16 protein-coding genes are annotated in these 23,476 nt (G+C 65.0%); 7 read left to right on the top strand and 9 right to left on the bottom strand.

Going from position 1 to position 23,476, the window contains the following annotated elements; genetic code table 11:
• Positions 1–99 precede the first annotated feature (99 nt).
• Both F3J19_RS01150 and F3J19_RS01145 read right to left on the bottom strand, forming a co-directional pair.
• A complete protein-coding gene (locus tag F3J19_RS01150) occupies positions 100–1,236 on the bottom strand; it encodes a DegT/DnrJ/EryC1/StrS family aminotransferase (protein WP_205192457.1) in 1,137 nt (378 codons plus the stop codon).
• A gap of 796 nt (positions 1,237–2,032) precedes the next feature.
• Positions 2,033–3,613: a methyl-accepting chemotaxis protein gene (locus F3J19_RS01145; RefSeq protein ID WP_167036382.1), complete on the bottom strand. Its 1,581-nt coding sequence runs from the start codon at positions 3,611–3,613 to the stop codon at positions 2,033–2,035.
• 344 nt (positions 3,614–3,957) lie between these two features.
• On the opposite strand from F3J19_RS01145, the gene F3J19_RS01140 reads away from it, so the two are divergent.
• A complete protein-coding gene (locus tag F3J19_RS01140) occupies positions 3,958–5,058 on the top strand; it encodes a glycosyltransferase (protein ID WP_167036379.1) in 1,101 nt (366 codons plus the stop codon).
• 163 nt (positions 5,059–5,221) lie between these two features.
• On the opposite strand, the gene F3J19_RS01135 is transcribed toward F3J19_RS01140, so the two are convergent.
• Genes F3J19_RS01135 through F3J19_RS01125 form a run of 3 tightly spaced genes read right to left on the bottom strand, consistent with a single transcriptional unit; the run spans position 5,222 to position 9,144 of the window.
• Positions 5,222–7,102, bottom strand: a complete 1,881-nt coding sequence (locus F3J19_RS01135; protein WP_167036376.1) for a nucleoside-diphosphate sugar epimerase/dehydratase — start codon at positions 7,100–7,102, stop codon at positions 5,222–5,224.
• An 11-nt stretch (positions 7,103–7,113) separates the two neighbouring features.
• Positions 7,114–8,136, bottom strand: a complete 1,023-nt coding sequence (locus tag F3J19_RS01130) for a glycosyltransferase family 4 protein (RefSeq protein WP_167036374.1) — start codon at positions 8,134–8,136, stop codon at positions 7,114–7,116.
• Between the two features lie 48 nt (positions 8,137–8,184).
• On the bottom strand, positions 8,185–9,144 hold the full coding sequence (locus tag F3J19_RS01125) for an NAD-dependent epimerase/dehydratase family protein (RefSeq protein WP_167036371.1): 960 nt from the start codon (positions 9,142–9,144) through the stop codon (positions 8,185–8,187).
• Between the two features lie 537 nt (positions 9,145–9,681).
• Here F3J19_RS01125 and F3J19_RS01120 point away from each other — a divergent pair.
• The 4 genes from F3J19_RS01120 (at position 9,682) to F3J19_RS01105 (ending at position 16,739) form a co-directional block, all read left to right on the top strand.
• Positions 9,682–10,662, top strand: coding sequence for a glycosyltransferase (locus tag F3J19_RS01120; RefSeq protein ID WP_167036368.1), 981 nt, complete (start codon positions 9,682–9,684; stop codon positions 10,660–10,662).
• The gene (locus tag F3J19_RS01115; RefSeq protein ID WP_167036365.1) at positions 10,659–12,830 is read left to right on the top strand and encodes a glycosyltransferase family 2 protein; all 2,172 of its coding nucleotides are present in this window, start codon (positions 10,659–10,661) and stop codon (positions 12,828–12,830) included. The genes F3J19_RS01120 and F3J19_RS01115 overlap by 4 nt, the downstream gene beginning before the upstream one ends.
• 97 nt (positions 12,831–12,927) lie before the next feature.
• On the top strand, positions 12,928–15,618 hold the full coding sequence (locus F3J19_RS01110) for a glycosyltransferase family 4 protein (RefSeq protein ID WP_240158612.1): 2,691 nt from the start codon (positions 12,928–12,930) through the stop codon (positions 15,616–15,618).
• A gap of 71 nt (positions 15,619–15,689) precedes the next feature.
• Positions 15,690–16,739: a glycosyltransferase family 4 protein gene (locus F3J19_RS01105; RefSeq protein WP_345890991.1), complete on the top strand. Its 1,050-nt coding sequence runs from the start codon at positions 15,690–15,692 to the stop codon at positions 16,737–16,739.
• A 73-nt stretch (positions 16,740–16,812) separates the two neighbouring features.
• Here the strand turns inward: F3J19_RS01105 and F3J19_RS01100 are convergent, their stop codons facing one another.
• From F3J19_RS01100 to F3J19_RS01085, 4 genes are read right to left on the bottom strand one after another with little or no spacing between them, the layout of a single operon-like run.
• Positions 16,813–17,703 (bottom strand): hypothetical protein, encoded by an 891-nt coding sequence (locus F3J19_RS01100; protein ID WP_167036356.1) that lies wholly within the window; start codon positions 17,701–17,703, stop codon positions 16,813–16,815.
• On the bottom strand, positions 17,700–18,290 hold the full coding sequence (locus tag F3J19_RS01095; RefSeq protein WP_167036353.1) for a histidine phosphatase family protein: 591 nt from the start codon (positions 18,288–18,290) through the stop codon (positions 17,700–17,702). The genes F3J19_RS01100 and F3J19_RS01095 overlap by 4 nt, the downstream gene beginning before the upstream one ends.
• A gap of 5 nt (positions 18,291–18,295) precedes the next feature.
• Positions 18,296–19,324: a glycosyltransferase gene (locus tag F3J19_RS01090; protein ID WP_240158610.1), complete on the bottom strand. Its 1,029-nt coding sequence runs from the start codon at positions 19,322–19,324 to the stop codon at positions 18,296–18,298.
• Positions 19,325–19,373: 49 nt separating this feature from the next.
• Positions 19,374–20,363, bottom strand: coding sequence for a glycosyltransferase family 4 protein (locus F3J19_RS01085; protein ID WP_167036347.1), 990 nt, complete (start codon positions 20,361–20,363; stop codon positions 19,374–19,376).
• Between the two features lie 366 nt (positions 20,364–20,729).
• Between F3J19_RS01085 and F3J19_RS32485 the strand changes: the two genes are divergently transcribed.
• Positions 20,730–20,948 carry a hypothetical protein gene (locus F3J19_RS32485; protein WP_240158608.1) on the top strand — a complete coding sequence of 73 codons (219 nt, stop codon included), beginning with the start codon at positions 20,730–20,732 and terminating at the stop codon, positions 20,946–20,948.
• Between the two features lie 143 nt (positions 20,949–21,091).
• On the top strand, positions 21,092–23,329 hold the full coding sequence (locus F3J19_RS01075; protein ID WP_167036344.1) for a YfhO family protein: 2,238 nt from the start codon (positions 21,092–21,094) through the stop codon (positions 23,327–23,329).
• Positions 23,330–23,476: the final 147 nt, after the last annotated feature.

Here is a 23,476-nt window from a genome sequence, read left to right as displayed (position 1 = left end):
GATCGATACGGAATCCGCGCGGGCGTGCGGCCTGGCTGCCTCGATACGTGAATGTCATAACCCGAGCCGCAACCGGAACCGTCGTCCGCGAGCGGGTTTTCAGACTTTTGTTTCCATCGAAATCTCCAATTTCGAGTCCTGCCTGACGAGGAAGTCACGCACGCGCTCGCAGATGAACGTGATGTCGTCGCGCATCAGCGCCGGATAGCTCGGCAAGTTGATGCCGCGGCTCCCGATCTCGTCGGCAATCGGGAAATGCTGGCCCGGCGCCGCATACATCGGCATTTGATGGACCGGATAGAAGACCGGCCGGGTTTCGATACCGTCGGCCCGAAGCGCATCGCGCAACGGGTCGCGGTCGCCGGCGTCGTCGAGGAGGATGGAGACCATCCAGTAGCTGTGCAGCGTACGCGGATGGACGCCATGCACCTGCAACGGCAAGCCGGCAAGGCCCTGCCGATACCATTCGGCGATTTGCCGCTTCTTCGCGATCAGGTCGTCGATGGATTCCATCTGTGCGCAGCCGATCGCCGCAGCCAGATTCGTCATCCGATAGTTGAAGCCGATCGCGTCGTGCCAGTACTCGCGCTCGCTGCTCACGCCCTGGCCGCGCAGATGGCGGATCTTCCGGTCGAGTTCGGCGTTATTGGTCACCACCATGCCGCCTTCGCCGGTCGTAATCGTCTTGTTGCCGAAAAAGCTGAAGCTGCCGATGTCGCCGATGGTGCCCACGTGCCTGCCGTCGAACCGCGTGCCGATGGCTTCGGCGCAATCTTCGATCACATACAGCGAGTGCTTTTTCGCGAGCGCCATGACCGCATCCATGTCGGTCGTCTGGCCATAGAGATGCACCACCATGATCGCCCTGGTGCGGCTGGTGATCTTGCGCTCGGCATCTTCGATGTCGATCTGCCAGTACGCGCGCTCGCTGTCGACGAACACCACGTCCGCACCGGTGTACTTCACCGCATTCGCCGACGCGATGTAGGTCAAGGTCGGAACCAGGACCTCGTCGCCCGGACCGATACCCAAGGCGGCCAGCGCAACATGCAGCGCGACGGTGCCATTGCTGACGGTAATCGCGTGCCGCGCACCGAGCCACGCGCCAAATGTCTCCTCGAACTGCCCGACGTATTTGCCCTTCGACGAAATCCACGTCGAGTCGAGACAGTCCATCACCAGCGCCTTCTCCCGACCATTGAGGTACGGAGCGTAGACGGGATATCGGATGTTCATAGTTGTTTCCTATTATCAACGGCTGAAACCAACGATAGGAAGACATGCCCGAGCAGCCAGAAGCCCGCTATCATGACCGCTCTCTCAACGCCCGCCGCCCCGTCTGTCCGGACTTCGAGCATCGTGTTCGTCTTGACGGACTGACGTTATTGTCGTTATCTCCACTGCGGCGGCTGGAAGATGGGTCGCGAATGCATGCTCGAATCTGGCATGCGCCCGCACCGATCGGTCAGCCTCAGGCAGAAGAGATGGGTTCTGCGTTTCACCCGGTCCCCGCGAAATCCGGGTCGAATGACGACAAGCCTGATGCATGCGTCGGGTCGCTCCCGACCGCTCGCGCCCGCGCTTCCGTTAGCAGCTAGATTAAGGTTCGATCTCCGCGCGATCCGTGCGCTGTACAACACAATATGAATTACCGCCGCGAATTAAATCGGCATGTATTTCGATGCGGCTATGGAGAAGAAATCGATGCGGCATTACCGAACATAATCGGCATGCATTCGGGAAAAGCCGACAGTGGCGGGCGGGAAGCCGATCGGCTTAATGCCGCTCAGGCAATTAATGCAAACGGGACCGTGGCCGCGCTATAGGTGCGCGATAGGTGCGCTATACACTGCGAACATCCGGTCCCGGCAATAAAGAAAAATGGTGTGGCAAAGCAGCGACTGTCTCGCGGAGCCCGCGCTTGAACTCGCTTGAACCCACGCTCGGGTCTGCCTGAACCCGGCGAGCACAGTCCCGTGGAATCGTCGGATATTTGACCGCTTTGCCGCCCCGCGCTCAGAGACTGGACCGGCTAGAGCGTCGCGTCATGGCTCGTCGCTTCGTCTGCCTCGAGGCGGAACACCGCGATCGCGTCCTTCAGGATGATCGCCTGCTCTTCCAGCGACTTCGCCGCGGCAGCCGCCTGCTCGACGAGCGCCGCGTTGTGCTGCGTGACTTCGTCGATCTGCGAGACCGCCTTGTTGACCTGCTCGATGCCGTCGCTCTGTTCGAGCGCCGACGCTTCGATCTCGTTCATCACGCCGGTCACGCGCTCGACCGCGCTCATCGCCTCATGAATCGTCTTCTGCGCATCCGATACCAGCGTCGCGCCCTCGCCGACCTTGGCCGCCGATTCGCCGATCAGATCCTTGATCTCCTTGGCCGCCGCGCCCGAGCGCTGCGCGAGACTGCGCACCTCGGAGGCCACCACCGCGAAACCGCGCCCCTGCTCGCCCGCGCGCGCGGCTTCCACGGCCGCATTCAGCGCGAGGATGTTGGTCTGGAACGCGATGCCCTCGATCATGCCGATGATCTCCGTGACCTTGCGCGACGATGCGCTGATGCCGTCCATCGTCTCCGTCACGCGCGACACCACCTTGCCGCCGCGCGTCACCGTATCGAGCGCGCCGTGCGCGAGACGACTCGCCTGCCTCGCGTTGTCGGCGTTCTGCTTCACGGTTGCAGAAAGCTGCTCCATGCTCGCCGCGGTCTGCTGCAATGCGGCCGCCTGCTGCTCGGTGCGCGCGGACAGGTCCGCGTTGCCCGAGGCGATCTCGTTCGCGCCCTGGGTGATCGCGCTCGTGCTGCCGCGCACCTTCGCGACGGTGTCGACGAGGCCGTCGCGCATCCGCGCCAACGCGCCGAGCAACTGGCCCATCTCGTTGCGCGAACGCACCTTGATCGTGCTGCTCAGATCGCCGGCCGCGATACGCTCGAAGTGCTTGACCGTCACGTTGACCGGCTTGATCAGCGCCGCCGACAGCGCGATGCGCGCGCCCACGGCGATCACCAGCGCGAGCGCGCCGATCGCGACGAACAGCGCCGTCGCCAGCCGGAAACGCTGCGTGCCGGTCGCGGCCTGCCGATGCTGATTGCCGACCTGCGCGTTTTCGAGCGCGTCGATCGCCTTCGAGTAGGTCGTGTAGTAGCTGTTCGCGGTATCGCCCTGAATGTTGCGGAACGTGTTGAAGTCGAAGTCGGTGAGCGCCTTGAACTCGGGTTCGATCGCCTTGTCGACGAGCGCGGCGCGCGTCTCGCCGACGCTTTGCGCGAGCTTGCGCTCGGCGTCGCTCGCGAACGGTCCCGCCATGTAGTTGCGGAAGTCGTTGTTCGACTCGACCAGCAGCGTGTGCGCGGCGGGCAGCAGATCGTCGGTCTGCTTGCCGACGCTAAAGAGCGTCTGATAGGTGCCCAATGCGAGCTGTACCTGCAGAAGCTTCTCCGAGCTCGCCTTCAGATGCGAGAGCGCGATCTCGCTGCGCTGGGTGTCGTCGAGGCTGTTGTTGGCGAGCTTGAGCGCGCCGTAGCCGACGGCGATCACCGTCAGCAGAAAAGCGACGAATACGCTAATGACGAGCGTCAGGCCGCCACGAATGGTGATGTTGTTTAGCATGGAATCTCCGGAACGTCTTGCTTCATCGCGGCGAGCCAGGTTGGCCAGCGCACGCGCCGCCGCGCGACCGGTCGAGGAGCGTCGAACGCCAGCCGGCCACCGGTTGTTGCGCGCGACTTACACTTCGCCGCATCCAAGGTTTACGGTCGCGCGGCGCGTGCGGCGCATTAGGGGAATCCATGAGAAGCGAGCACTGACGGGCCTCAGCGGCCCGTTTTCGGGCGCCTTCCCCTCACTATCTGGGATTTTTTCGCGCCACCGCTGAAAGCTTCGCGGCCGCGTCGCACGCGGGTCGGCCGCGGTTTCGTTTGTATAATTCCGCGTCTTCGCTCAGGCCCACTTTCATGCTCAGTTTTGCGCTCGGCTTTCTCGTTTCTCTGCTGATCACGCTGTTGATCGTGCGCTATGCGCATCTGCATGAAAAATTCTCGACCGATAGCGATCTCGCCGGCGTGCAGAAATTCCACGCGCGCCCGGTGCCGCGCATCGGCGGGACCGGCATCCTGATCGGGCTGATCGTCTCGGCCGTGCAATTGCATCACGCGTATCCGGCCGTCTCGGGCGGCATCCTCGGCCTGGTCGCCTGCGGCATGCCCGCGTTCGGCTCGGGCCTCGTCGAGGACCTGACCAAGCGCGTCTCGCCGCTCGCGCGTCTCGTCTGCACGATGGCGGCCGCCGCGCTCGCGTTCCTGCTGCTCGACATCGCGGTCACGCGCATCAGCGTGCCGCCACTCGACTTCCTGCTCTCGTACGCGGCGATCTCGTTCGCGGTCACGGTGCTCGCGGTCGCCGCGCTCGCCAACGCAATCAACATCATCGACGGCTTCAACGGCCTCGCCTCGATGGTCGCATTCATGATGTTCGCCTCGCTCGCCTACGTCGCGTTCCAGGTGTCCGATCCGGTCGTGCTGTCGGCCTCGTTCATGATGATGGGCGCGGTGCTCGGCTTCTTCATCTGGAACTTCCCGGCGGGGCTGATCTTTCTCGGCGACGGCGGCGCCTACTTCATCGGCTTCATGCTCGCCGAACTGTCGATCCTGCTCGTGATGCGCAATCGCGACGTGTCCGCGTGGTATCCGGTGCTGCTCTTCATGTACCCGATCTTCGAGACCTGCTTCTCGATCTACCGCAAGAAGTTCATTCGCGGCATGTCGCCGGGCATCCCCGACGGCGTGCATCTGCACATGCTGGTCTACAAGCGCCTGATGCGCTGGGCGGTCGGCGCGCGCACCGCGCGCGAGCTGACGCGGCGCAACTCGCTGACCTCGCCGTACCTGTGGCTGCTGTGCCTGATCGCGGTCGTGCCGGCGACGCTGTTCTGGCGGCACACGCTGCATCTGTTCTGCTTCGTCGTGGTGTTCGCGGCGACGTATGTGTGGCTTTATGTGAGCATCGTGCGTTTCAAGTCGCCAAGGTGGATGGTGGTGAGGAAGACGAAGCACTGAGCGGAAAGCTGCAACCGGAAACGACAAAGGCGCCCGAGGGCGCCTTTTCTTTTGGCTTCGATTCTGCGGGCTTCGCTGATTCCGGCTTCGCCGATTCGGCACGAACGACCGCGGCTTTGTCCGGCGCGAAACAACCGGCGAAATGCCGATGCCCGCGCCCGCGCTACGACACCCGCGTCGCCGGCGCCACGCTGCGCAGCGTCGCCGCCGTCGCCGGCTGATACTCGGGCACCCAGCGGCGCAGATCGCGCCGCACCTCGTCGTCGGACGGCACGCGGTGCTGCATGAGCCACGGCAGCAGATTGTCGATCAGGCTGTCCGGCACCTCGCGCGCCTGCGCGATGCGCAGCTTCGGATGCGGCGTGCGCGTGGTCGTTTCGTCGTCCGCGAGCAGTTCCTCGTAGAGCTTTTCGCCGGGCCGCAGGCCCGTGAACACGACGCGAATCTGCTCCTCGGTAAAGCCGTACAGGCGGATCAGATCGTGCGCGAGATCGGCGATACGCACCGGCTTGCCCATGTCGAGAATAAAGATTTCGCCGCCGCGCCCCATGCTCGATGCCTGCAGCACGAGTTGCGACGCCTCGGGAATCGTCATGAAGAAACGCGTGATCTCCGGATGTGTGACCGTGACCGGCCCGCCGCGCGCGATCTGCTCCTGGAACTTCGGAATCACGCTGCCGGCGCTGCCGAGCACGTTGCCGAAGCGCACGGTTTCGAATTGCGTGCGCCGCGCGCCCTGGTGCTGCAGCGCCGAGCACGCCATCTCGGCGAGCCGCTTGCTCGCGCCCATCACATTGGTCGGGTTGACGGCCTTGTCGGTCGAAATCAGCACGAAATGCGCGACGTCGTGGCGGATCGCCGCGCGCGCCACGCGATACGTGCCGAGCACGTTGTTGCGCACGGCCTGCCAGGTGTTGACCTCTTCCATCAGCGGCACGTGTTTGTAGGCGGCCGCATGGAACACGATGTGCGGGCAGTAGCGCCCCATCACCTGGTCGAGCAGCAGCGAGTCCTTCACGTCGCCGATGAGCGGCACCACCGAGACTTCCGGATACTTGTCGCGCAGCTCCTCGTTCAGGCGATAGATCGAGAACTCGGAGATGTCGAACGCGACCAGCTGCACCGGGCCGAAACGCAGGATCTGCCGGCACAGTTCCGAGCCGATCGAGCCGCCCGCGCCCGTCACCATGACGACGCGGTTCTTCAGCAGCGCTTCGACGTGCTCGGTGTCGATCATCACCGGATCGCGGCCGAGCAGGTCTTCGAGATCGATCTGGCGCACCCGCGAGAGGAAGGCCTGGCCTTGCGTGAGCGAGGTCAGCGCGGGCAGCGTCATGGCCCGCACGCCGGCGCGCACGCACAGCGTCGCGATGCGCCGGTGCGCTTCCACCGAGGCCGACGGCACCGCGATGATGACGTGCTCGACCTTCAGGTCGGCGCTGATTTTCTGCAGATCGCTCATCGTGCCGAGCACGCGGTAGCCGTAGATTTCACGGCCCTGCTTGACCGGATCGTCGTCGAGCAGGCCGACGAGGCGCCATTCGCCCGAGCGCTTCAGCTCGCGCACGAGGTTCGCGCCGGCATTGCCGGCGCCGAGCACGAGCACCGGCTTGCCCTGGCCGACGAGGCCGCCGTAGCGGTAGAACTCCTTGGCCGCGCGATAGAGCGCGCGCGAGCCGCCCATCGTCAGGAACAGCAGCATCGGCGAGACGACCAGCACCGAGCGCGGCACGATCGGCACCGGCTGCAGCAGCGCCGAGCCGATCATCACGACGAGCGCGCCGACGCCGATCGCCTTGGCGATCCGCACGAGATCGGGCAGGCTCGCGAACACCCACATGCCGCGATAGAGCCCGTAGCTGCGAAACATCACCGCGTAGATCAGCAGCACCCACACGAGCGCATGCAGCCCGCTCGACCAGAACGGCGCGGGCACCGGACCGTTGAAGCGGATCACATAAGCGAGCAGCCAGGCCATGGCCACCGCGCACAGGTCGAACGCAAACGCACTGAACGAAAGCCATCGGGCTTTGAATGTTTTCATTGCGCAGAACCTCAGATTTGCCCGGAACCGGACACATGGCGCCGCCAGCGGCAATCAATCCACAGCCCCGCGACGACGAGCACGGCAGCCCATGCGACGACAACCAGCCATTGATGCAGCAGATCGAACTGTAGCGTCCAAACAGCAAGCATTATGCCCGCCGTCATAAACAAATACCAAATCCAAGCGGTCGACGCGTGGCCTAAACCCGACTGCACCAGTCTTTGATAGTAGTGTTCGCGGTGCGCCTGCCAAAATTTTTCGCCACGCAGCAAACGCTTAAGGAGCGTGACCGAGGCATCGCCGATAAACGGCGCGAAGCACAGCGCCGGAAACCACACAGGCCACGCGCCCTCGCGCCAGCCCCAGTAGCCGAATGCGCCGGCCAGAAAGCCAAGCGGGATCGAGCCGGCATCGCCGAGAAAGATGCGCGCCGGGTGGAAGTTGAACAGCAGAAAGCCCAGCGCCGCGCCCGCCACGATCACGCTCGCCGCCGCGAGCGCGGCGTCCGGATGCGCCGCCAGCGACGCCGCCACCGCATAGCCGCCGAAGCCGAACAGCGCCATGCCGCCCGCGAGGCCGTCGGAGCCGTCCATGAAGTTGTACAGATTGACGAGCCACACGAGCAGCACCGCCATGCCCGCGAGCGCCCACCACGGCACGTCGGCCGGATAGAGCGCGACCAGCACCGCCACCGCCGCCGCATGGCCGCCGAAACGCACGCGCGCGGGCAGGCCGCGGCGATCGTCGATCTGCGAGAGCGCGGCGAGCAGTGCGGCGACCAGCGCGGGCAGCCATAGCGCCGGAGCCGCGACGGCGATCAGCAACACCGCCACCGGCACGATGCCCCAGCCGCCGACGCGCGGCGTCGGCCGCGTGTGCAGCGAGCGGTCGTTGGGGATGTCGGTGGCGAGCCGCCACGCGAAGCCGGTGCGCAGCAGCGCCCAGAGGATCGCGGCGCAGGCGCCGAACGCGGCGAGGCCCCAGGGCAGCAGCGGGACGAGAGCAGAAACGAAGTGCGAAGCGGTCGGCATCGATAGTGAATGAGTTCGGCGCGGGCTCGGTGCGAATGCGAGGCGCGCTCAGTGCGTGGAGCGATACCACGCGGCGGTCTCGAGCAGCCCATGCTCGACCGTATGCGGCGGATACCAGTTCAGACGCTCGCGGATATGCGAGCTGTCGAGGCGCAATTCGCCGATCAGCCGGTCGATCTGCGCCGAGCGTCCGGTCATGCGGCCCGCGAGGCGCAGCACGCCCGCCGGCACCGGCACGAGCCGCGCGGGCGCATGCAGCGGCGTCGCGAGCGCGCGCGCGAGTTCCGGCACGCTGAGGTCGCGCCCGTCGGTCACGTGGAAGGTCTCGCCGGCCGCGCGCGGATCGGTCACGCAGTGCACGAGCGCGTCCGCGAGGTTGTCGACGAACACGAGGCTGCGGCGCGCGGTGATCGCGCCGAGCGGCAGCGGAATGCCTTTGGCGAGCGCGTTCATCAGTTGCAGGAAGTTCGCGCGCACGCCCGGTCCGTAGACGAGCGGCGGCCGCACGATCACGATCTCGAGCCCCGAGGCGCGGCCATAGTCGACGAGCGCGCGCTCGGCTTCCAGTTTCGAGATGCCGTACGGGTCGGATGGCGCGGCCTCGTCCGTTTCGCCGAGCGGCCGGCCCGGACTGGCTTCCCCGATCGCCTTGACGCTGCTCACGAACACGAAGCGCCGCGCGCCCGCGCGCCGCGCCGCGGCCGCGACGCGCAGCGAGCCTTCGACGTTGGTCGCACGATAGGCCGCGAGCGGATCGACCACGGTCTCGTTCATCACATGCACGCGCGCGGCGAGATGGACCACCGCATCGCAATGCAGGGCGACCGGCCAGCGCTGCTCGATGCCCTCGAAGTCGTGCGTATCGAGCAGCCATTCGTCGACACCGACGGCCGCCGTCTGCGCGCGGCGCACCGCGCCGACGACCCGGTCGCCGCGCCGCAGCAGCGCGCGCGACACCGCCTTGCCGACAAAGCCGTTGGCACCGGTCACGAGAACGAGCAGGCTCATCGGCGAGCTCCGCTCGCATCCGGCCCGCACCGCGCGCGCGAGTGCGCGCCATCAAGGCTCGCCCCTGCCGCATGCGGCAGGAAACGCGGATCAGACACGATACAATCTGGCATCGACGGGGCTTTCTCGGAAGTCGGGTTGGGAACGTATTGTATGCGGTATGCGGGCCACGCCCGCCACGGCTCCGGCGCGCGGGCACGAGGCGCTAGAATGGCCGCGCTACCGGTAGCGTCCGACGCGAGGCCGACGCTTCGGGCCGTGATGATAAAACGGACGTGTACCCGCTGGCGCCCCGTTCGTACACTTCGTAACAACTCAAACATATTCGCGCATGTGGAATTCGTGGTATCGATCCAACGTGCTCGACAACAGCACAAGCAGGCCCGCCGCCGGGCCGCGTGAGCGGACAACCGCCCGCGCGCCGGAGCGAGCGCCGGCATGAGGCCACCCGCGCGGGGCGGCCGCAACCCAGGACATGCGCGGCACCACGCGCGCGTCTGAAGACAAGAACCTGTTTGAGCCAAAAGAGCGCCACCTATGAAAGTGCTGTTCGCCACTTACCCGATGGCTTTCCATACCCCAGGCGGCGGAGAGATCCAGTTGCTGGCGTATCGCAAGCATCTGCCCGCGCACGGCGTGGACGTCACGCTGTTCGATCCGTGGAATCCGCGTTTTCTCGAGCACGACGTCGTGCATTTCTTCTCGTGCGTCGGCGGCTCGGTGCACTTCTGCAACTTCGTCAAACAGCTCGGCTTGCCGCTCGTCGTGTCGTCGAGCCTCTGGGTGACGGAAGAAACGAAGCATCTCTATCCGATCGGCGAAATCCATCAGCAGTTTCTTCTCGCGGACCGCGTGGTCGCCAACTCGGAAATCGAGTGCGACACGCTCGCGCGCATCTTCGATCTGCCGCGCGAGAAATTTGTCAGCGTGCTCAACGGCGTCGAGCAGAGCTTTTACGAGCCGGTCGCGCCCGAACTGTTCCGCCGCGAAACCGGCATCGACGGCCGCTTCGTTCTCAACGTCGGCAACATCGAGCCGCGCAAGAACCAGCTCGCGCTGATCCGCGCGATGAAGTCGTTCCCCGAACTGAAGCTCGTGCTGATCGGCCATCAGCGCGACCCCGAATATGCGCGGGCGTGCTTCGCCGAAGGCGGCGCCCAGCTCGTCTACGCGGGCACGCTCGCGCACGATTCGCCGGTGCTGCGCTCGGCCTACGCGGCCTGCGAAGCGTTCGTGCTGCCGAGCACGCTCGAAACGCCGGGGCTGGCCGCGCTCGAAGCGCATGCGGCGGGCGCGCGCATTGCTGTGACGAAAGTCGGCTCGACCGAGGAATACTTCGCGCAGCACGTCGCCTATCTCGATCCGTCCGACGTCGACAGCATCGCGGCGGCGCTGCGCGCGGCGCTCGCGCAACCGCGCGGCGGCGCGCCTCGCCCGGGCGGCACGGTGCGCGATCTGACCTGGCAGGCCGTGCTGTCGCCCCTGAAAGCTCTCTACGATTCCCTGCTGACAAAATGAATAATTTCGAACTTCGTCCTCTGAATAACGTCGAGACCTCCCCGAATCCCGGGTTCGCATGGAAGGCGGCCAATGGCGATCCGCAGTTCGAGCTGACGGGCTGGGAAGAACTGTCGGGGCGCGCCGCGCGCATCTCGTTCGAACTCGTTAAAGAAGACATGCCGGCCTCGCCGTGCCTGATCTATTTCGACGCGGGCGCGGGCATGTCGGAACATACGACGATCAGCCTCGCGGTCGGCGCCGACGGCAAGGTCGACCAGGTCGTGGCGTTCCCGCCGCTCGCCGGCCCGCTGCGGCTCGACCCGATCGCGCGCTCGGGACTGTTCTCGCTGAAAAACTTCAGGCTCGAACCCGTGGCGGACGGCGACTGCCCGGCCGAACTGCTCGAACGCGCGCGCCGGATGGCCGCGTGGGGCGGCGGCGCGCAGCCGGCGCCGCCGCCGAGCGTCGGCCATACGTATCAGGAGTGGATCGAGCGGCACGAGCCGCCCGCCTCGCTCTACCCGGAGTTGCGCGCGCGCTCGAAAACGTGGGCGCGGCAACCGCTCATCAGCATCGTCATGCCGACCTACAACACGCCGGCGAAGTGGCTGCGCAAGGCGATCGATTCGGTCATCGACCAGGTCTACGAGAACTGGGAGTTCTGTATCGCGGACGACTGCTCGACGAAGCCCGAAGTGAAGCAGGTGCTGGACAGCTACGTCGCGCAAGACCCGCGCATCAAGGTCGCGTACCGCGCGACGAACGGCCATATCAGCACCTCGAGCAATACGGCGCTCGAACTGGCGGTAGGCGAATTCGTCGGCCTGCTCGATCACGACGACGAACTGCATCCGCTCGCGCTCTACTGCATCGCCGAGGTCGTCAACGCGCATCCCGACGCGGCGGTGATCTATAGCGACGAAGACAAGATCTCGATCGACGGCGTGCGCTCGGACCCGTACTTCAAGTGCGACTTCAACTACGATCTGTTTCTGAGCCAGAACATGATTTCGCACTTCGGCGTGTACCGCACGTCGGTCATGAAGGAAGTCGGCGGCTTTCGCACCGGCTTCGAGGGCTCGCAGGACTACGACCTCGCGTTGCGCGTGATCGACCGCGCCGGTCATCACAGCGTGCACCACGTGCCGCGCGCGCTCTATCACTGGCGCATGATTCCCGAAAGCACGGCGGCCGGCCACGAAGCCAAGCCGTATGCGCACATCGCGGCGATGCGCGCGCTCGACGAACACCTCGCGCGCAACGGCATCAAGGCGCACACCGAGCACGCGCCGGGCACCGACGCGTTCAACAAGGTCGCCTACGACCTGCCGGACACGCTGCCGTCGGTCGAGATCATCATTCCGACGCGCGATTCCGCAGGGCTCGTCGAGCAATGCGTGGAATCGGTGCGGCGCAAATCGAGCTACCCGAACTTCCGCATCACGATCATCGACAACGGCTCGGTCAAGCAGGAAACGCACGACCTGTTCGCGCGCCTGCGGGAAGACGGGCGCATCGGCATCGTGCGCGACGATTCGCCGTTCAACTACTCGGCGCTGAACAATCGCGTCGCGCTCGCGAGCACGGCGGACTTCGTCTGCCTGATGAACAACGACATCGAAGTGATCAACGGCGACTGGCTGGAGGAAATGGTGGCGCTCGCGCTGCAGCCGAACGTCGGCGCGGTCGGCGCGAAGCTGCTGTATCCGGACGACACGATCCAGCACGGCGGCGTCGTGCTCGGCGTCGGCGGCATCGCGAGCCACGCGCACAAGCATTTCCCCAATTCGAACCCGGGCTATTTCGCGCGCGCGCGCCTGCGCAACACGATGAGCGCCGTGACCGCCGCGTGCCTGCTGATCCGCCAGTCGATCTACCAGGAGGTCGGCGGCCTCGACGAACAATTACACGTCGCCTACAACGACATCGATTTTTGCCTACGCGTGAGGCAGGCGGGCTACCGCAATGTGTGGACGCCCTACGCCGAGCTTTATCATCACGAATCGGCAACTCGCGGCGCCGAAGACACACCCGAAAAAATCAGCCGCTTTAACCAGGAATCCGAGTTGGTCAGACAGCGCTGGGGGCATCTGCTGATGAACGATCCGTGCTACTCGCCCAATCTGACACTGACTGCCGACGACTTTTCCTTCGCCTGGCCTTCAAGGGTTGCAAATTTTGACTAATCTGGGACCAAAAAAAAATAAGACCGGATGGCTGGCGGAATATCGCCACCCGTCGCCGGGGGAACTTTTCTGCCTGCCGAGCGCGATCTACTTTCTGATGAAATTCAGAGGCGATCTCGCGCGCTTCAATTCCAAAGCGCTCGACGACCGGATCACGCTGTACTTCTGGTGGGAAATGTCGGCACGGGAAACGTATCCGGACTTCAACTGGGTGCTGCGGCACGAAGACCTCGAATATCTGCGTCAGCTTGACAACGACACGCTGATCGAGCGTCACCCGAGCGCCGTCGCGTACTGGCTCGGCTCGACGAGGCCGAGCGTGCTCGACACCAAGCACCTGAGCGAAACGCTGCTCGAGCCGGAAACCGTGCTCGCGGAAGCCGGCCTGCAATTGCCGAAGCTCGTGACGATGATCGTGCGCAATCGCGGCGATCTTTCGCAGGCGTTCAGGCTCGATACGCTGACCGGCTATCTGAACGCCCTCAACTGGTGGGACGAGTACGGCCAGCGCGACTGTCCGCGCGTCACGTGGCGCCCGCCGGTCGAGTGGCCCGCGCTGCTCGCGCCGATCGACGCGCCCGGTTCCGGCGCGATGCCGCTGCCGCGCTTTCTCGCGCTCGTCACGACCGAGCGACCCGATCTGCGCGCCGCCTTCGACCTGAACAGCTTCACGTCGCGGCTCGCGTGCCTGAGCTGGTGGGAAGACCACGGCCAGCGCGAATATCCGCGCATCAAGTGGTCGCTGCCGCCGATCGGCGGCGCGATGCTCGAGCCCGAGCGGATTCCCGCCGACGGCGGTCCCTACGTGCCGCACTTCCTCGCCGAAATCTATCGGGAACGGCCGGACCTGCAGGCGTCCTTCGACCTGGATTCGCTCAAGGGGCGGCTCAACTGCCTGTCGTGGTGGATCGAAGATGGCCAGCGGCAGTACGGCGCGGCCCGCTGGGTGCCGCCCACGACGCCCGCGCGGATGTTCGATCCCGAATGGGGCGCGCACCCCGACTGGCTGCCGGTGCCGCACTTCCTGCGGCTTCTGCAAGGCGAGCGCGAGGACCTGCAGGCGCTCTGCTCGCTCGACAGCTTCACCGGACGCCTGAAGTGCCTGTCGTGGTGGGCCAAGCACGGCCAGCAGCAATATCCGGTGCTGCGCTGGACCATCCCGCCGCTGCCGGACGCCCTGTTCAGCCTCGAAGCCGGCGCGCAGGGCGCGTTGCCGCTGCTGCCGCGCTTCCTGCTGCTGATCTGGAACGAGCGTCCCGACCTGCAGGGATCGTTCGATCTGCACAGCTTCAGCGCGAGGCTCGGCTTCATTACGTGGTGGGACAAGCACGGCCACGACGAGTATTACGCGCTTCAATGGTCGCCGACCCATCTCGCCGAAGAACTCGCGCGAATCGACGACGAGCAGCCGGCCGACGATACGCTGCTGCCGCGCTTCCTCACGATGATCGCGAGCGACCGCCCCGATCTGCGCGAGGTGTACGACCTGAACACCGCGCAGGGCCGCGATCAGCTCGTGCACTGGTGGAACAAGTGCGGATCGGCCGAATACCCGCTCGTCGGTTCGCTGAAGGTGCAGTGGGCCGACAGCGCCGACGGTTCCGACGAGGACGACGACAGCGCTGACGGCAGGCCCGAACCGGCCCGCTATCACGCGCGCGTCGCCGGGGCCTACGAGTTCGGCGTCAACGTGATCGGCTTTCCGCAAGGCGTGCTCGGCCTCGGCGAAGACGCGCGCATGGCCGCGCGCGTGCTGCAGCTCTCGTCCACGCCGGTTACGCTGGTCAATGCGCCGATGGCGGGACCGGCACGGCTCGACAACTCGGTCGATCATCTGATCAGCGAGGAACTGAAGTACAACGTGAGCCTGATCTGCCTGCCCGCGCCGGAGATGGTGCGTCTCGCGCTGGAAGGCGGCCGCAAGCTGATCGACGCGCCGACCCACAAGATCGGCGCGTGGCCGTGGGAACTGCCCCACTGGCCGGACGCGTTCGGCAACGTGCATCACATGGTCGACGAAATCTGGGCGCAGAGCCGCTTCGTGCAGAGCGTGTACAGCCGGCTCGGCAACACGCCGGTCTATCACATGCCGATGGCGGTCGAGGTGCCCGCGCCGCTGGCCGCGCAACGCGAACGCTTCGGCCTGCCGGGCGACGAGTTTCTGTTCTACCTGATGTTCGACGGCAACTCGTGGTTGAGCCGCAAGAACCCGCTCGCGGGCGTGCAGGCGTTCAAGCAGGCCTTCGGCGAGCGCTCGCCGGGCGTCGGGCTCGTGGTCAAGGCGATGAACGTGCGCGACGACGATCCCGTGTGGCGCGCGGTGCTCGATCTGGCCGCGGGCGACAGCCGCATCCACATCGTCTCGGAGCGTCTGAGCCGGCAGGATTCGACCGACTTCATGGCCTGCTGCGACGCCTATATTTCCCTGCATCGCAGCGAGGGCTTCGGCCGCGTGATCGCCGAAGCAATGGCGCTCGGCCAGCCGGTCGTGGTCACGAACTTCTCGGGCAACGTCGACTTCTGCGAGCCCGACACCGCCTTTCTCGTGGACGGCGAACTCGTTCCGCTGCGCCCGGGCGACTATCTGTTCGCCGAAGGCCAGTACTGGTGCGATCCGGATGTATCGATCGCGGCCGAACAGCTCAAACGTATGATCGACGATGCGCCGCTCCGCGAGCGCATCGCACAGGCGGGCAAGGCGCGGATCGAGCGCGATTACTCGGTCGAAGCAGTTGCGCGCGCCTATGCCCGACGATTGGCCGACATTGTCGAGGTAACAGCGAAATGACGCTACGAGTGTGTGCTCCGGACATTTTCTCGGGCGATGCGGTGGGCAACCACTGCATCGGATTCGTTCGAATGGCTGAACGTCTCGGCATGCCGGCCGAGATGTATGCCAGCGGGTTCGACGAGGGAACCCACGGAGTACGCCCGCTCGACGCGTTATTCGACGAAGTCGCCCGGGACGACGTGGTCCTGCTCAGCTACTCGATCTTCGATCCGTATCTCGAACGGATTCTCGCGCTCGACTGCCGGAAAATCTGCTACTTCCACGGCGTGACCGATCCGCAACTGCTGCGCGCGCTCGAACCGCGCACCGCGCAGCTGTGCGAGCAGGCGCTCGCGCAGCTGCCGCTGCTCGCGCGCTTCGACATGGTGGTCGCGAATTCGCTCAACACCGCGCAAAGCCTCGCCGGCAACGTCGCGGCGAGCGCAATCAGGATCGTGCCGCCGGTCTTTCCCGACATGTACGTGTTCCGGCGCGAGCCGCCGCACAAGAGCCGCAAAAGGCCCGCGCCGAATCTGCTGATGGTCGGCCGGGTGGTGCCGCACAAGCGCATCGAGGACGGCATCGGCATTCTCGCGCTGCTCAAGCAGTGCGAGTTCAACGCGACGCTCAGTATCGTCGGCAGCACGCCGAACTACGATTATCTGAAGTTCCTGATCAATCACGCGCGCAGCCTCGGCGTGCTCGAACAGGTCGACTTCAAGGGCATGCTCGACGACGCCGATCTGTTCGAATGCTACGAAAGCACCAACGGCCTGCTCGCGATGAGCCGCCATGAGGGCTTCTGCGTACCGGTACTCGAAGCGATGCACTACGGCAAGCCCGTGTTCGTACGCGGCGGCACGGCCGCCCACGAGATCTGTCCGCCCGACTGCGTGTTCGACGCCGAGGCCGAACTCGCAACGTGGGTCGCGCCGCTGATGCAGCGCCTCGGCCAGGCGGGCGGGCGCTGTTCCGTCGACATGGACTATGTGAAGCACGCCGACGGCGTGCTGCAACGTGCCAGCGACGAGGTCTGGAGCACGATTTTCGCTGCTATCGGTGTGGCGAGCGCGGCTGCGCGTTCGCCGGCGCGGCCGCACGCGGCGGTTGCGGCCGCACTGCACGTCGCGAAGAAATAAGCGGCAACGGCGCGTTATCGATCGAGGCCGAGTCGAGGCAAACCCAGGCACCCCGCCCCGCTCCCGCGCGGCGTTACTTGCCGCGCCGCTCGAAGTCGATCGGCTGCCCCGTATGCGGATGCGGCGTGAACGAAAAGTGCGCGCGCACGTACTTCTGCGACAGCGTGCACAGCAGGTTCATCAACTCGATCTGCCCGGCCGGAAAAACGGCCTCCCGGTCGGCGGCCTCGATCGGCTTTTGCATATAGCGCACGATGTCCTTTTCGAAATCGCTGACGCAATAGTCGAGCACCGCATCGCCCTCGATCGGATACGCGGCGACCTTCACGTCGCGATGCAGCGACAGATACGTGCTGAAAAGCCGCTCCGCCACGAACGGCAGGAATGGTGCGTCATCCGAATGAATCGTGGGTTCGAGCACGCCGCGCGCGGCTTCCGTGTCGCTTTGCGTTTCGAGGAAGGTCGCAATCGGTTCGAGCACCTTGCCGACATAGTTCTCCCAGAACGACTGCGAGCCGACCCAGAAATTGCAATAGCACAGCGTATCCGCCGACTGCCGCGGCGCCTCGCGCAGATTCCAGCCGATCCCGCATGCGTCGAGCAACGCCTGGCTGCGCTCGACGAGCCCCGGGTGCGCATGCTCGCCCTGCATCCACGCGGTGTACGAGAAATAGGCGAGCTGCGGAAACGGGTTAAGCATGCAGACGTCGGCATCGAGATTGGCCTGCACGAACTCGAGAAAACGGCTGCCGTCGATGCGCGCCTTCAACGCGAACTTCGGCGAAAAGAGCGCCGTGAAGTCCTGCTGCAAATGCACGCCCTTGCGGTACATGTCGACGAGAATGTAGAACTCGCGCCAGGCCGCGTGCTCGTTGTTGCGCAGCACGAGCGGATGAAAAGCCGGTTCGGACAGCACCTGCCCCGGCGCGTACAGCGGCTCGAAAATCCGGATCGATGCACTCATGACAACCCCGCGATCTGCAGATAGAAGTTTCCGTTATGCGGGTTCTGCCGGAACAGCGTGATCGATGCGTTCGGCACCAGCACGTTGGGGAATCGGGACAGCGGAACGTTCAGCAGGTACTGCGAGATCACCGAGATCGGTCCGGCATGGCAGACGGCGGCAATCAGGCCGGGCTTGTCCGCATGGCGCAGCACTTCTTCCTCGACCCAGTTCACCGAGCGCGCGGCCAGTTCGAGATGCGACTCGCCGCCTTCGTAACGGTCCGACAGATGCTTGCCCCAGTCGGGAAACGCCACGCGAAAATCCTCGGCCTTCCAGGTCGCGAAGCGACCCGCATTGGTTTCGCCGAGACGCGCGTCGACGGTCCAGTCGCTCCGGTCCTTGAACAGCACTTCGGTGGTTTGCAGCGCGCGGCGCCACGGGCTCGAAAACACGCGATCGGGCACGAGGCCGCGGCCTTCCATCAGCGTGCGCAGCTTCGCGGCCTGGTCGAGGCCGTGTTCGGTCAACTCGTCCTGCTCGGTCGAGTTCAGCAGCCCGGCCACGTTGGCGAACGACTGGCCGTGGCGAATCAGAAGAAGATCCATAAAAGTTAGTTACGCAAAGACCTGGAAGACGGGTTGGAGGCGGGGTCGGGCAATGCCTTCAGGAACATCGCCGAAATGCGCCGCACGCTGAAGCGGTCGAACACGTCGGCATAGGCATGCTCGCGGATCGCCTGGCGCAGCGGCGCGTCATGCAGCATGTCTTCGAGCGCCTGGGCCCAGCCCTCTGCCGTATTCGGCGCGATATAGCCGGTCACGCGATGCCTGACGTTCTCGCGATAGGTCGGGCAATCGGAATAGATGCTCGGAATGCCGAGGCTGCCGTAATCCGCGTATTTGATCGGCGACTTGCACGAGTTGAAGAACAGCGTCTCGGGGTCTTCTTCCGCGCCGAGCGGAACGATCGCGAACGTATAGCCTTCGTCGCGAATCGCCTTCTTGTACTCGATATTGCTGCGGCTGCCGCGATGCGTCACCCGCGGAATCGAATGAAGCTCGGGAAACGGATCGCCCCAGAAATCGATCAGGACGTGTTCGTTGCGCGTGAGAAAGCTTCTCAGCGTCGCGAAGAAATCCTTGCGGAAATGAACGAGCTTGATGCCGTCGAGGTTCGAGAAGATGATCTTCGGCGGCTGCGCTTCCGTCCACAATTCGGGCGAAAGATCGAAAGCCTGATGATCGAAACCGTTGGGGATAATGAGCACGTCGTCGGAACGCCGCACCTTGCGCATGCGCTCCTGCAGCAGCGGGTTCGACGCGGTCGCCGCGCTCGCCTCGCGAATCATCGCGAGCACGTTGTAGAGCACGTCCTCGTTCATTTCGAGGACGCTCCACGACGGCAGATCGAGCAGCCAGTCGTCGAGATCGTAGATCGTATGGAGACCGAGTTCGTTCGCCATCCGCATGATCTGCAGCGACAGGTTCGAGACGTGCTTGTTGAACAGCACGACGTCGAAGCGATGCAGATGGCTCACGCCGACGTCCGCTTCCGAAATCTGCTCCCACTCGATCATCTGATGCCGCTGCATATACGACAGCAAAGGCGCGAACCGCGCGCCGATCGTGCGCGAACTCATCCGCCCATCGGTCATGGAGCGCCGCTGGACCACCAGCAGGCGAGGAATCTTAGGAGTGTGTGAGGCCGGCATCGATCAGGTGTCTGATGAGGTCTGCGGCTACCGTGCTCGACGAATGCCGTGCATAGACCCGTTCGTAATTGCTTTCAATCTTCGCATCCCGCTCCGTGTCGGAAAGGGCTGCCTGAAGCGCGGGAACGATGTCCGTCGCGCGGGTGGAAGCCGCGTACCAGACATTGCCGCCGAAGTGCTCGCGCTGCCACTCCCCATCGACCATGACGAGCGGCTTCTTCACGAATGCGCCCTCGAGACACGAGCGGCCCGGCGGATCGAAGCTCGGCTCCGCGACCACGAGCGCGTTGGCGAGCGCGGAGCGCAGCAGCGCGCTGCATGGCTGGATGAACGGCAGAAAGTGGATGCCGCGATGCGCCTCGCTCATGCATTGCCGGTTGTATTCCTCGTCGCGGAAGCCGCCGACCATGAGCCCGTTCAGTTCGAGGCGGTTCAGCGCGCGAATCAGTTCGAGCTGGTTCTTGACCGGCTCGATCAGGCCGAGACACAGCACGTAGTCCGAGACATCGCAGACCGTGGGCAACAAATCCTTGTCGGCTGGCGCGAGGAACCGGTCGGAGATACCGGAGCCGACCACCACGCATTTGTCGGCATCGACGGCGATATGCGCGTTGAAATGAGCGAGTTCGGTCGCGGACTTGAAGAGCAGCCGGTCGGCACGCCGCACGAACGCCCCGATCCGGCTGATTTCGGCGGCGTCGGGCGGGCTCAGCCACCAGACGTTGGGCCAGAGAAAGAGCTTCTTGCCGTGATTGACCGTCTCGCGAACGATCGCCTCGCCGTCCGCATGAACGGAGAAGTGCATGACCGCGTCGTAAAAGCGCAGCGGGCGGCTGCGGATGCCGTAAATGTCGGCCTGTACGTCCGAATCGTTGAGGAGTTCGGCGACCTGCACGAGCTCCGACTCACCACCACCGCTCGTCATGAACGCGGTACTGTGAGTGGTCAGGAGAATCTTGAAATGCATATTGCGGGCTCCGTCCCGAATCGTGGGCTTTGGCCTTCCGCGGGACGCTGCGCAGTCCCGGCGCCGGTCGTCAGCGGGAGAGGCTCGGACCGTTGTCGGCAGGGGCTCGATTTTACGCCAAAACATCGTGCAAACGGCCGCTGTCGCGGCGCGCCAGCGCTCTCGCCGCGAGGCCGTCCGTCACGTTTATCGAAGCGCCTCGCGATAGCGGGCGCCGCACCTTGCCGCAGTGGCCGCACCGGCTTCGCGCGCTGCCCTTGGCGACGACGAATATTTTGTAAGCAACCGTAAAGGGCGGCGCAACATCCCGAAGTCGCAGCACTCATTGCCGAGCGTCACGGATATCGCGACTCGCTGCCAACCGGCATGCCGCATTTTTCGAATCTCGGCGACGTGCCGCCCGGCCACGACTATTCGCCAATTCCGTCGATTCCGGATATCCAGCAGAACGAAGCACGTCTCTTCGGCAACGTCGCGCGCACGCATACGTTCATGGGCCACTTCCACGCCGACCTGATGAACGCGCGCATACCGCTTTTCATGCGCAACCCCGGCGCGAGTTTCCGGATCAGGAAGGCGCGTTAAGCCCGCATCGGACCGCGTTTTACGGCATATCGGCAACACGCGAGGAAGGCCGCCGGAAAGGGAAGGAAGGTGGGGCCGATGCTGCCGTCAAGACTTTGAAATGCTAGGATGGCGCGCTATTACCACCCATTCGAGCGCAGCACATGCCCCCTATTGAACCTGCCGAGCAACCATCGCAACGCCGGCAGCTCGCGATCTGCGTCGCGATCGTCATACTCGCCCCCCTGCTGGTCAAGGCGCCACTATTGCTCGGCATTCTGATTTCCGACCCGCTCGCGCTTTATAGCGGCATCGCCACCAACGTGTTGCCGGGTCCGTTCGGCGGCTTCCCGCCGATGCCGACCATCGATCCGAATATCGCGTTTACGAGCCATACGCTCGGCCATCGCGCGGCGCTCGACATTCTGTCGGGCCATCTGCCATGGTGGAATCACTACGAAGGCGTGGGCGTGCCGCTGGCCGGCGAAATGCAGGCGGCGGCGCTGTCGCCGCTCAACGTTCTGCTCGCGCTGCCGAACGGCCAGCTGTACATGCATCTGTCCTTGCAGATCATCGCCGGGCTGTCGACATGGGCGTTGCTGCGCAAACTCGGCTGTGTCCCGCTCGCGGCTCTGGCGGGTGCGCTAGCCTTCGAATTCAACGGCACGTTTGCCTGGCTCGCCAACGCGATCGTCAACCCGGTGCCGTTCCTGCCGATGGTGCTGCTCGGCGTCGAAAATCTCCGCGAGCATATCGCCGAAGGACGACGTGGCAATGCGGCATGGATCGCCATCGGCATCGCTGGTTCGCTCTATGCCGGCTTTCCCGAGGTCGCGTATCTGAACGGCCTGCTGATCGTCGTCTGGACGCTGGTGCGCGCGGCCTCGGTGCCGGGCGCGACGCGTGGGCGCTTCGTCATGCACGTCGCGGTGGGGGGGCTGGTCGGGCTTGCGATTGCCGCTCCGATCGTGCTCGCGTTCTTCGACTACCTGCCGCTCTCGGACACGGGCGGTCACGCGGGGGACGGCTTCGCGGGCGTGGTCATGCAACGCTCGACCTTGCTCGGCACCTGGATGCCCTATGCGTTCGGCGGCATCTTCCAGCTTCGGGGAATCGAGGGCTTCTGGGGCGCCATTGGGGGCTATGCCGGCATCGCCCTGTCGGTGCTGGCGCTGTACGGCATGTGCGGCAAGCGGCTGCGCGGCCTGCGCATCGCGCTCGCCGTCTGGGTGCTCGTGACGCTCGGCATGACGTATGGCGTACCGGGCATTCATGCGCTCGCGCGCATCATCCCGGGCGTCAAGTACGCCGCGTTTTTCCGCTATTTCCCGCCGTCGTGGGAACTCGCGCTGTGCGTTCTGTCGGCGCTTGCGTTGACGGATATCGGCTCGCAGCCTCGCCCGGCGCGGTTGAAGCTCGCGGTCGCCGCCACGGCGCTCGCCTGTTTGCTCAGCCTCATCCCGATGATCCAGCATCACATCGTGCCCACGGGCATGATCGCGCATGGCGGCGCCGTTTTCGGCCTCGCGGTCCTCCTGGCTCTCGCCGTCGTCGCGTGGCGCATGGATGTGCTCCGGTCGCCCGCCACGGCGCTCGCCACCGTGCTGATCGTCGAAAGCGTGGTCAATTTCCTCGTGCCCACGCTCAGCCACCCGCGCCACTCGACCGTTCATCTCGCCGGCGTGCGCTATCTGCAAGACAACCTGGGCCTGAACCGTTTCGCGACGTTCGGCCCCATCGCACCGAACTACGGCTCGTATTTCGGCATTGCCTCGATCAACTACAACGATCTGCCGGCGCCGTCCGACTGGACGCACTACGTCAACGCGCATCTCGACAGCAACCAGGACCCGATTCCCGGGGTCACGCGGCATGATCCCAACGGACCGTCCGCGGCCGATAGCCTCGTCGCGAACCGGGAGGCCTACGCGCGCATCGGCGTGCGCTATGCGCTCGTGCCGAGCAATATCGATGCGCCGGATTTCAGGAAGCTGCGCGATTACCTCGCCGGACCGCCGAATCAGGACCTGAAGGAGGTCTACCGCGACGAAGTGATGCGGATTCTCGAACTGTCCGCGCCGGCCCCCTACTTCAGCGCGCCCGGCTGCACGATCACGCCGCAGGATCGCGACGCGGCCCACGTGCAATGCGACGCGCCCTCGAAGCTGTCGCGTCTCGAACTGTTCATGCCCGGCTGGCGCGCCACGGTCAACGGCAACGAGGCGCCGATCGCGCGCAGCGGCGAGATCTTCCAGGAAGTCGAGCTGCCCGCCGGTCACGCCGACATCCAGTTCCGCTTCCTGCCGCCGCATATGAAGTGGGCCTATCTCGCGCTGCTGCTCGGCTGCCTCGTGTTCGCGTTCGATGCGCTGCGCGGCTACCGGAGCGGCAAGCCCCGCTGATCCCGTGTGCCATCCGTCTGCGCATGCCGCGCACCTCGCGCGCGGCATGCGGCCCAGGGCGGGCCGAGGGAGGTCATACGGCTTCAGGTAAAATTGCCCAAAGAGGGGCGATCTCTCCGGCGCCTTTTAATCACTGGCAAGCCGTCT

It is taken from the genome of Burkholderia sp. Ax-1724, assembly GCF_011752995.1.
Classification (GTDB): Bacteria; Pseudomonadota; Gammaproteobacteria; order Burkholderiales; family Burkholderiaceae; genus Paraburkholderia.
This window is presented reverse-complemented; position numbering and strand designations above follow the sequence as displayed.

Coding starts and splice junctions, on each gene's coding strand:
- F3J19_RS01150 (WP_205192457.1), bottom strand. CDS start 1,236: ATGAACATCCGATATCCCGTCTACGCTCCGTACCTCAATGGTCGGGAG.
- F3J19_RS01145 (WP_167036382.1), bottom strand. CDS start 3,613: ATGCTAAACAACATCACCATTCGTGGCGGCCTGACGCTCGTCATTAGC.
- F3J19_RS01140 (WP_167036379.1), top strand. CDS start 3,958: ATGCTCAGTTTTGCGCTCGGCTTTCTCGTTTCTCTGCTGATCACGCTG.
- F3J19_RS01135 (WP_167036376.1), bottom strand. CDS start 7,102: ATGAAAACATTCAAAGCCCGATGGCTTTCGTTCAGTGCGTTTGCGTTC.
- F3J19_RS01130 (WP_167036374.1), bottom strand. CDS start 8,136: ATGCCGACCGCTTCGCACTTCGTTTCTGCTCTCGTCCCGCTGCTGCCC.
- F3J19_RS01125 (WP_167036371.1), bottom strand. CDS start 9,144: ATGAGCCTGCTCGTTCTCGTGACCGGTGCCAACGGCTTTGTCGGCAAG.
- F3J19_RS01120 (WP_167036368.1), top strand. CDS start 9,682: ATGAAAGTGCTGTTCGCCACTTACCCGATGGCTTTCCATACCCCAGGC.
- F3J19_RS01115 (WP_167036365.1), top strand. CDS start 10,659: ATGAATAATTTCGAACTTCGTCCTCTGAATAACGTCGAGACCTCCCCG.
- F3J19_RS01110 (WP_240158612.1), top strand. CDS start 12,928: ATGAAATTCAGAGGCGATCTCGCGCGCTTCAATTCCAAAGCGCTCGAC.
- F3J19_RS01105 (WP_345890991.1), top strand. CDS start 15,690: ATGGCTGAACGTCTCGGCATGCCGGCCGAGATGTATGCCAGCGGGTTC.
- F3J19_RS01100 (WP_167036356.1), bottom strand. CDS start 17,703: ATGAGTGCATCGATCCGGATTTTCGAGCCGCTGTACGCGCCGGGGCAG.
- F3J19_RS01095 (WP_167036353.1), bottom strand. CDS start 18,290: ATGGATCTTCTTCTGATTCGCCACGGCCAGTCGTTCGCCAACGTGGCC.
- F3J19_RS01090 (WP_240158610.1), bottom strand. CDS start 19,324: ATGAGTTCGCGCACGATCGGCGCGCGGTTCGCGCCTTTGCTGTCGTAT.
- F3J19_RS01085 (WP_167036347.1), bottom strand. CDS start 20,363: ATGCATTTCAAGATTCTCCTGACCACTCACAGTACCGCGTTCATGACG.
- F3J19_RS32485 (WP_240158608.1), top strand. CDS start 20,730: ATGCCGCATTTTTCGAATCTCGGCGACGTGCCGCCCGGCCACGACTAT.
- F3J19_RS01075 (WP_167036344.1), top strand. CDS start 21,092: ATGCCCCCTATTGAACCTGCCGAGCAACCATCGCAACGCCGGCAGCTC.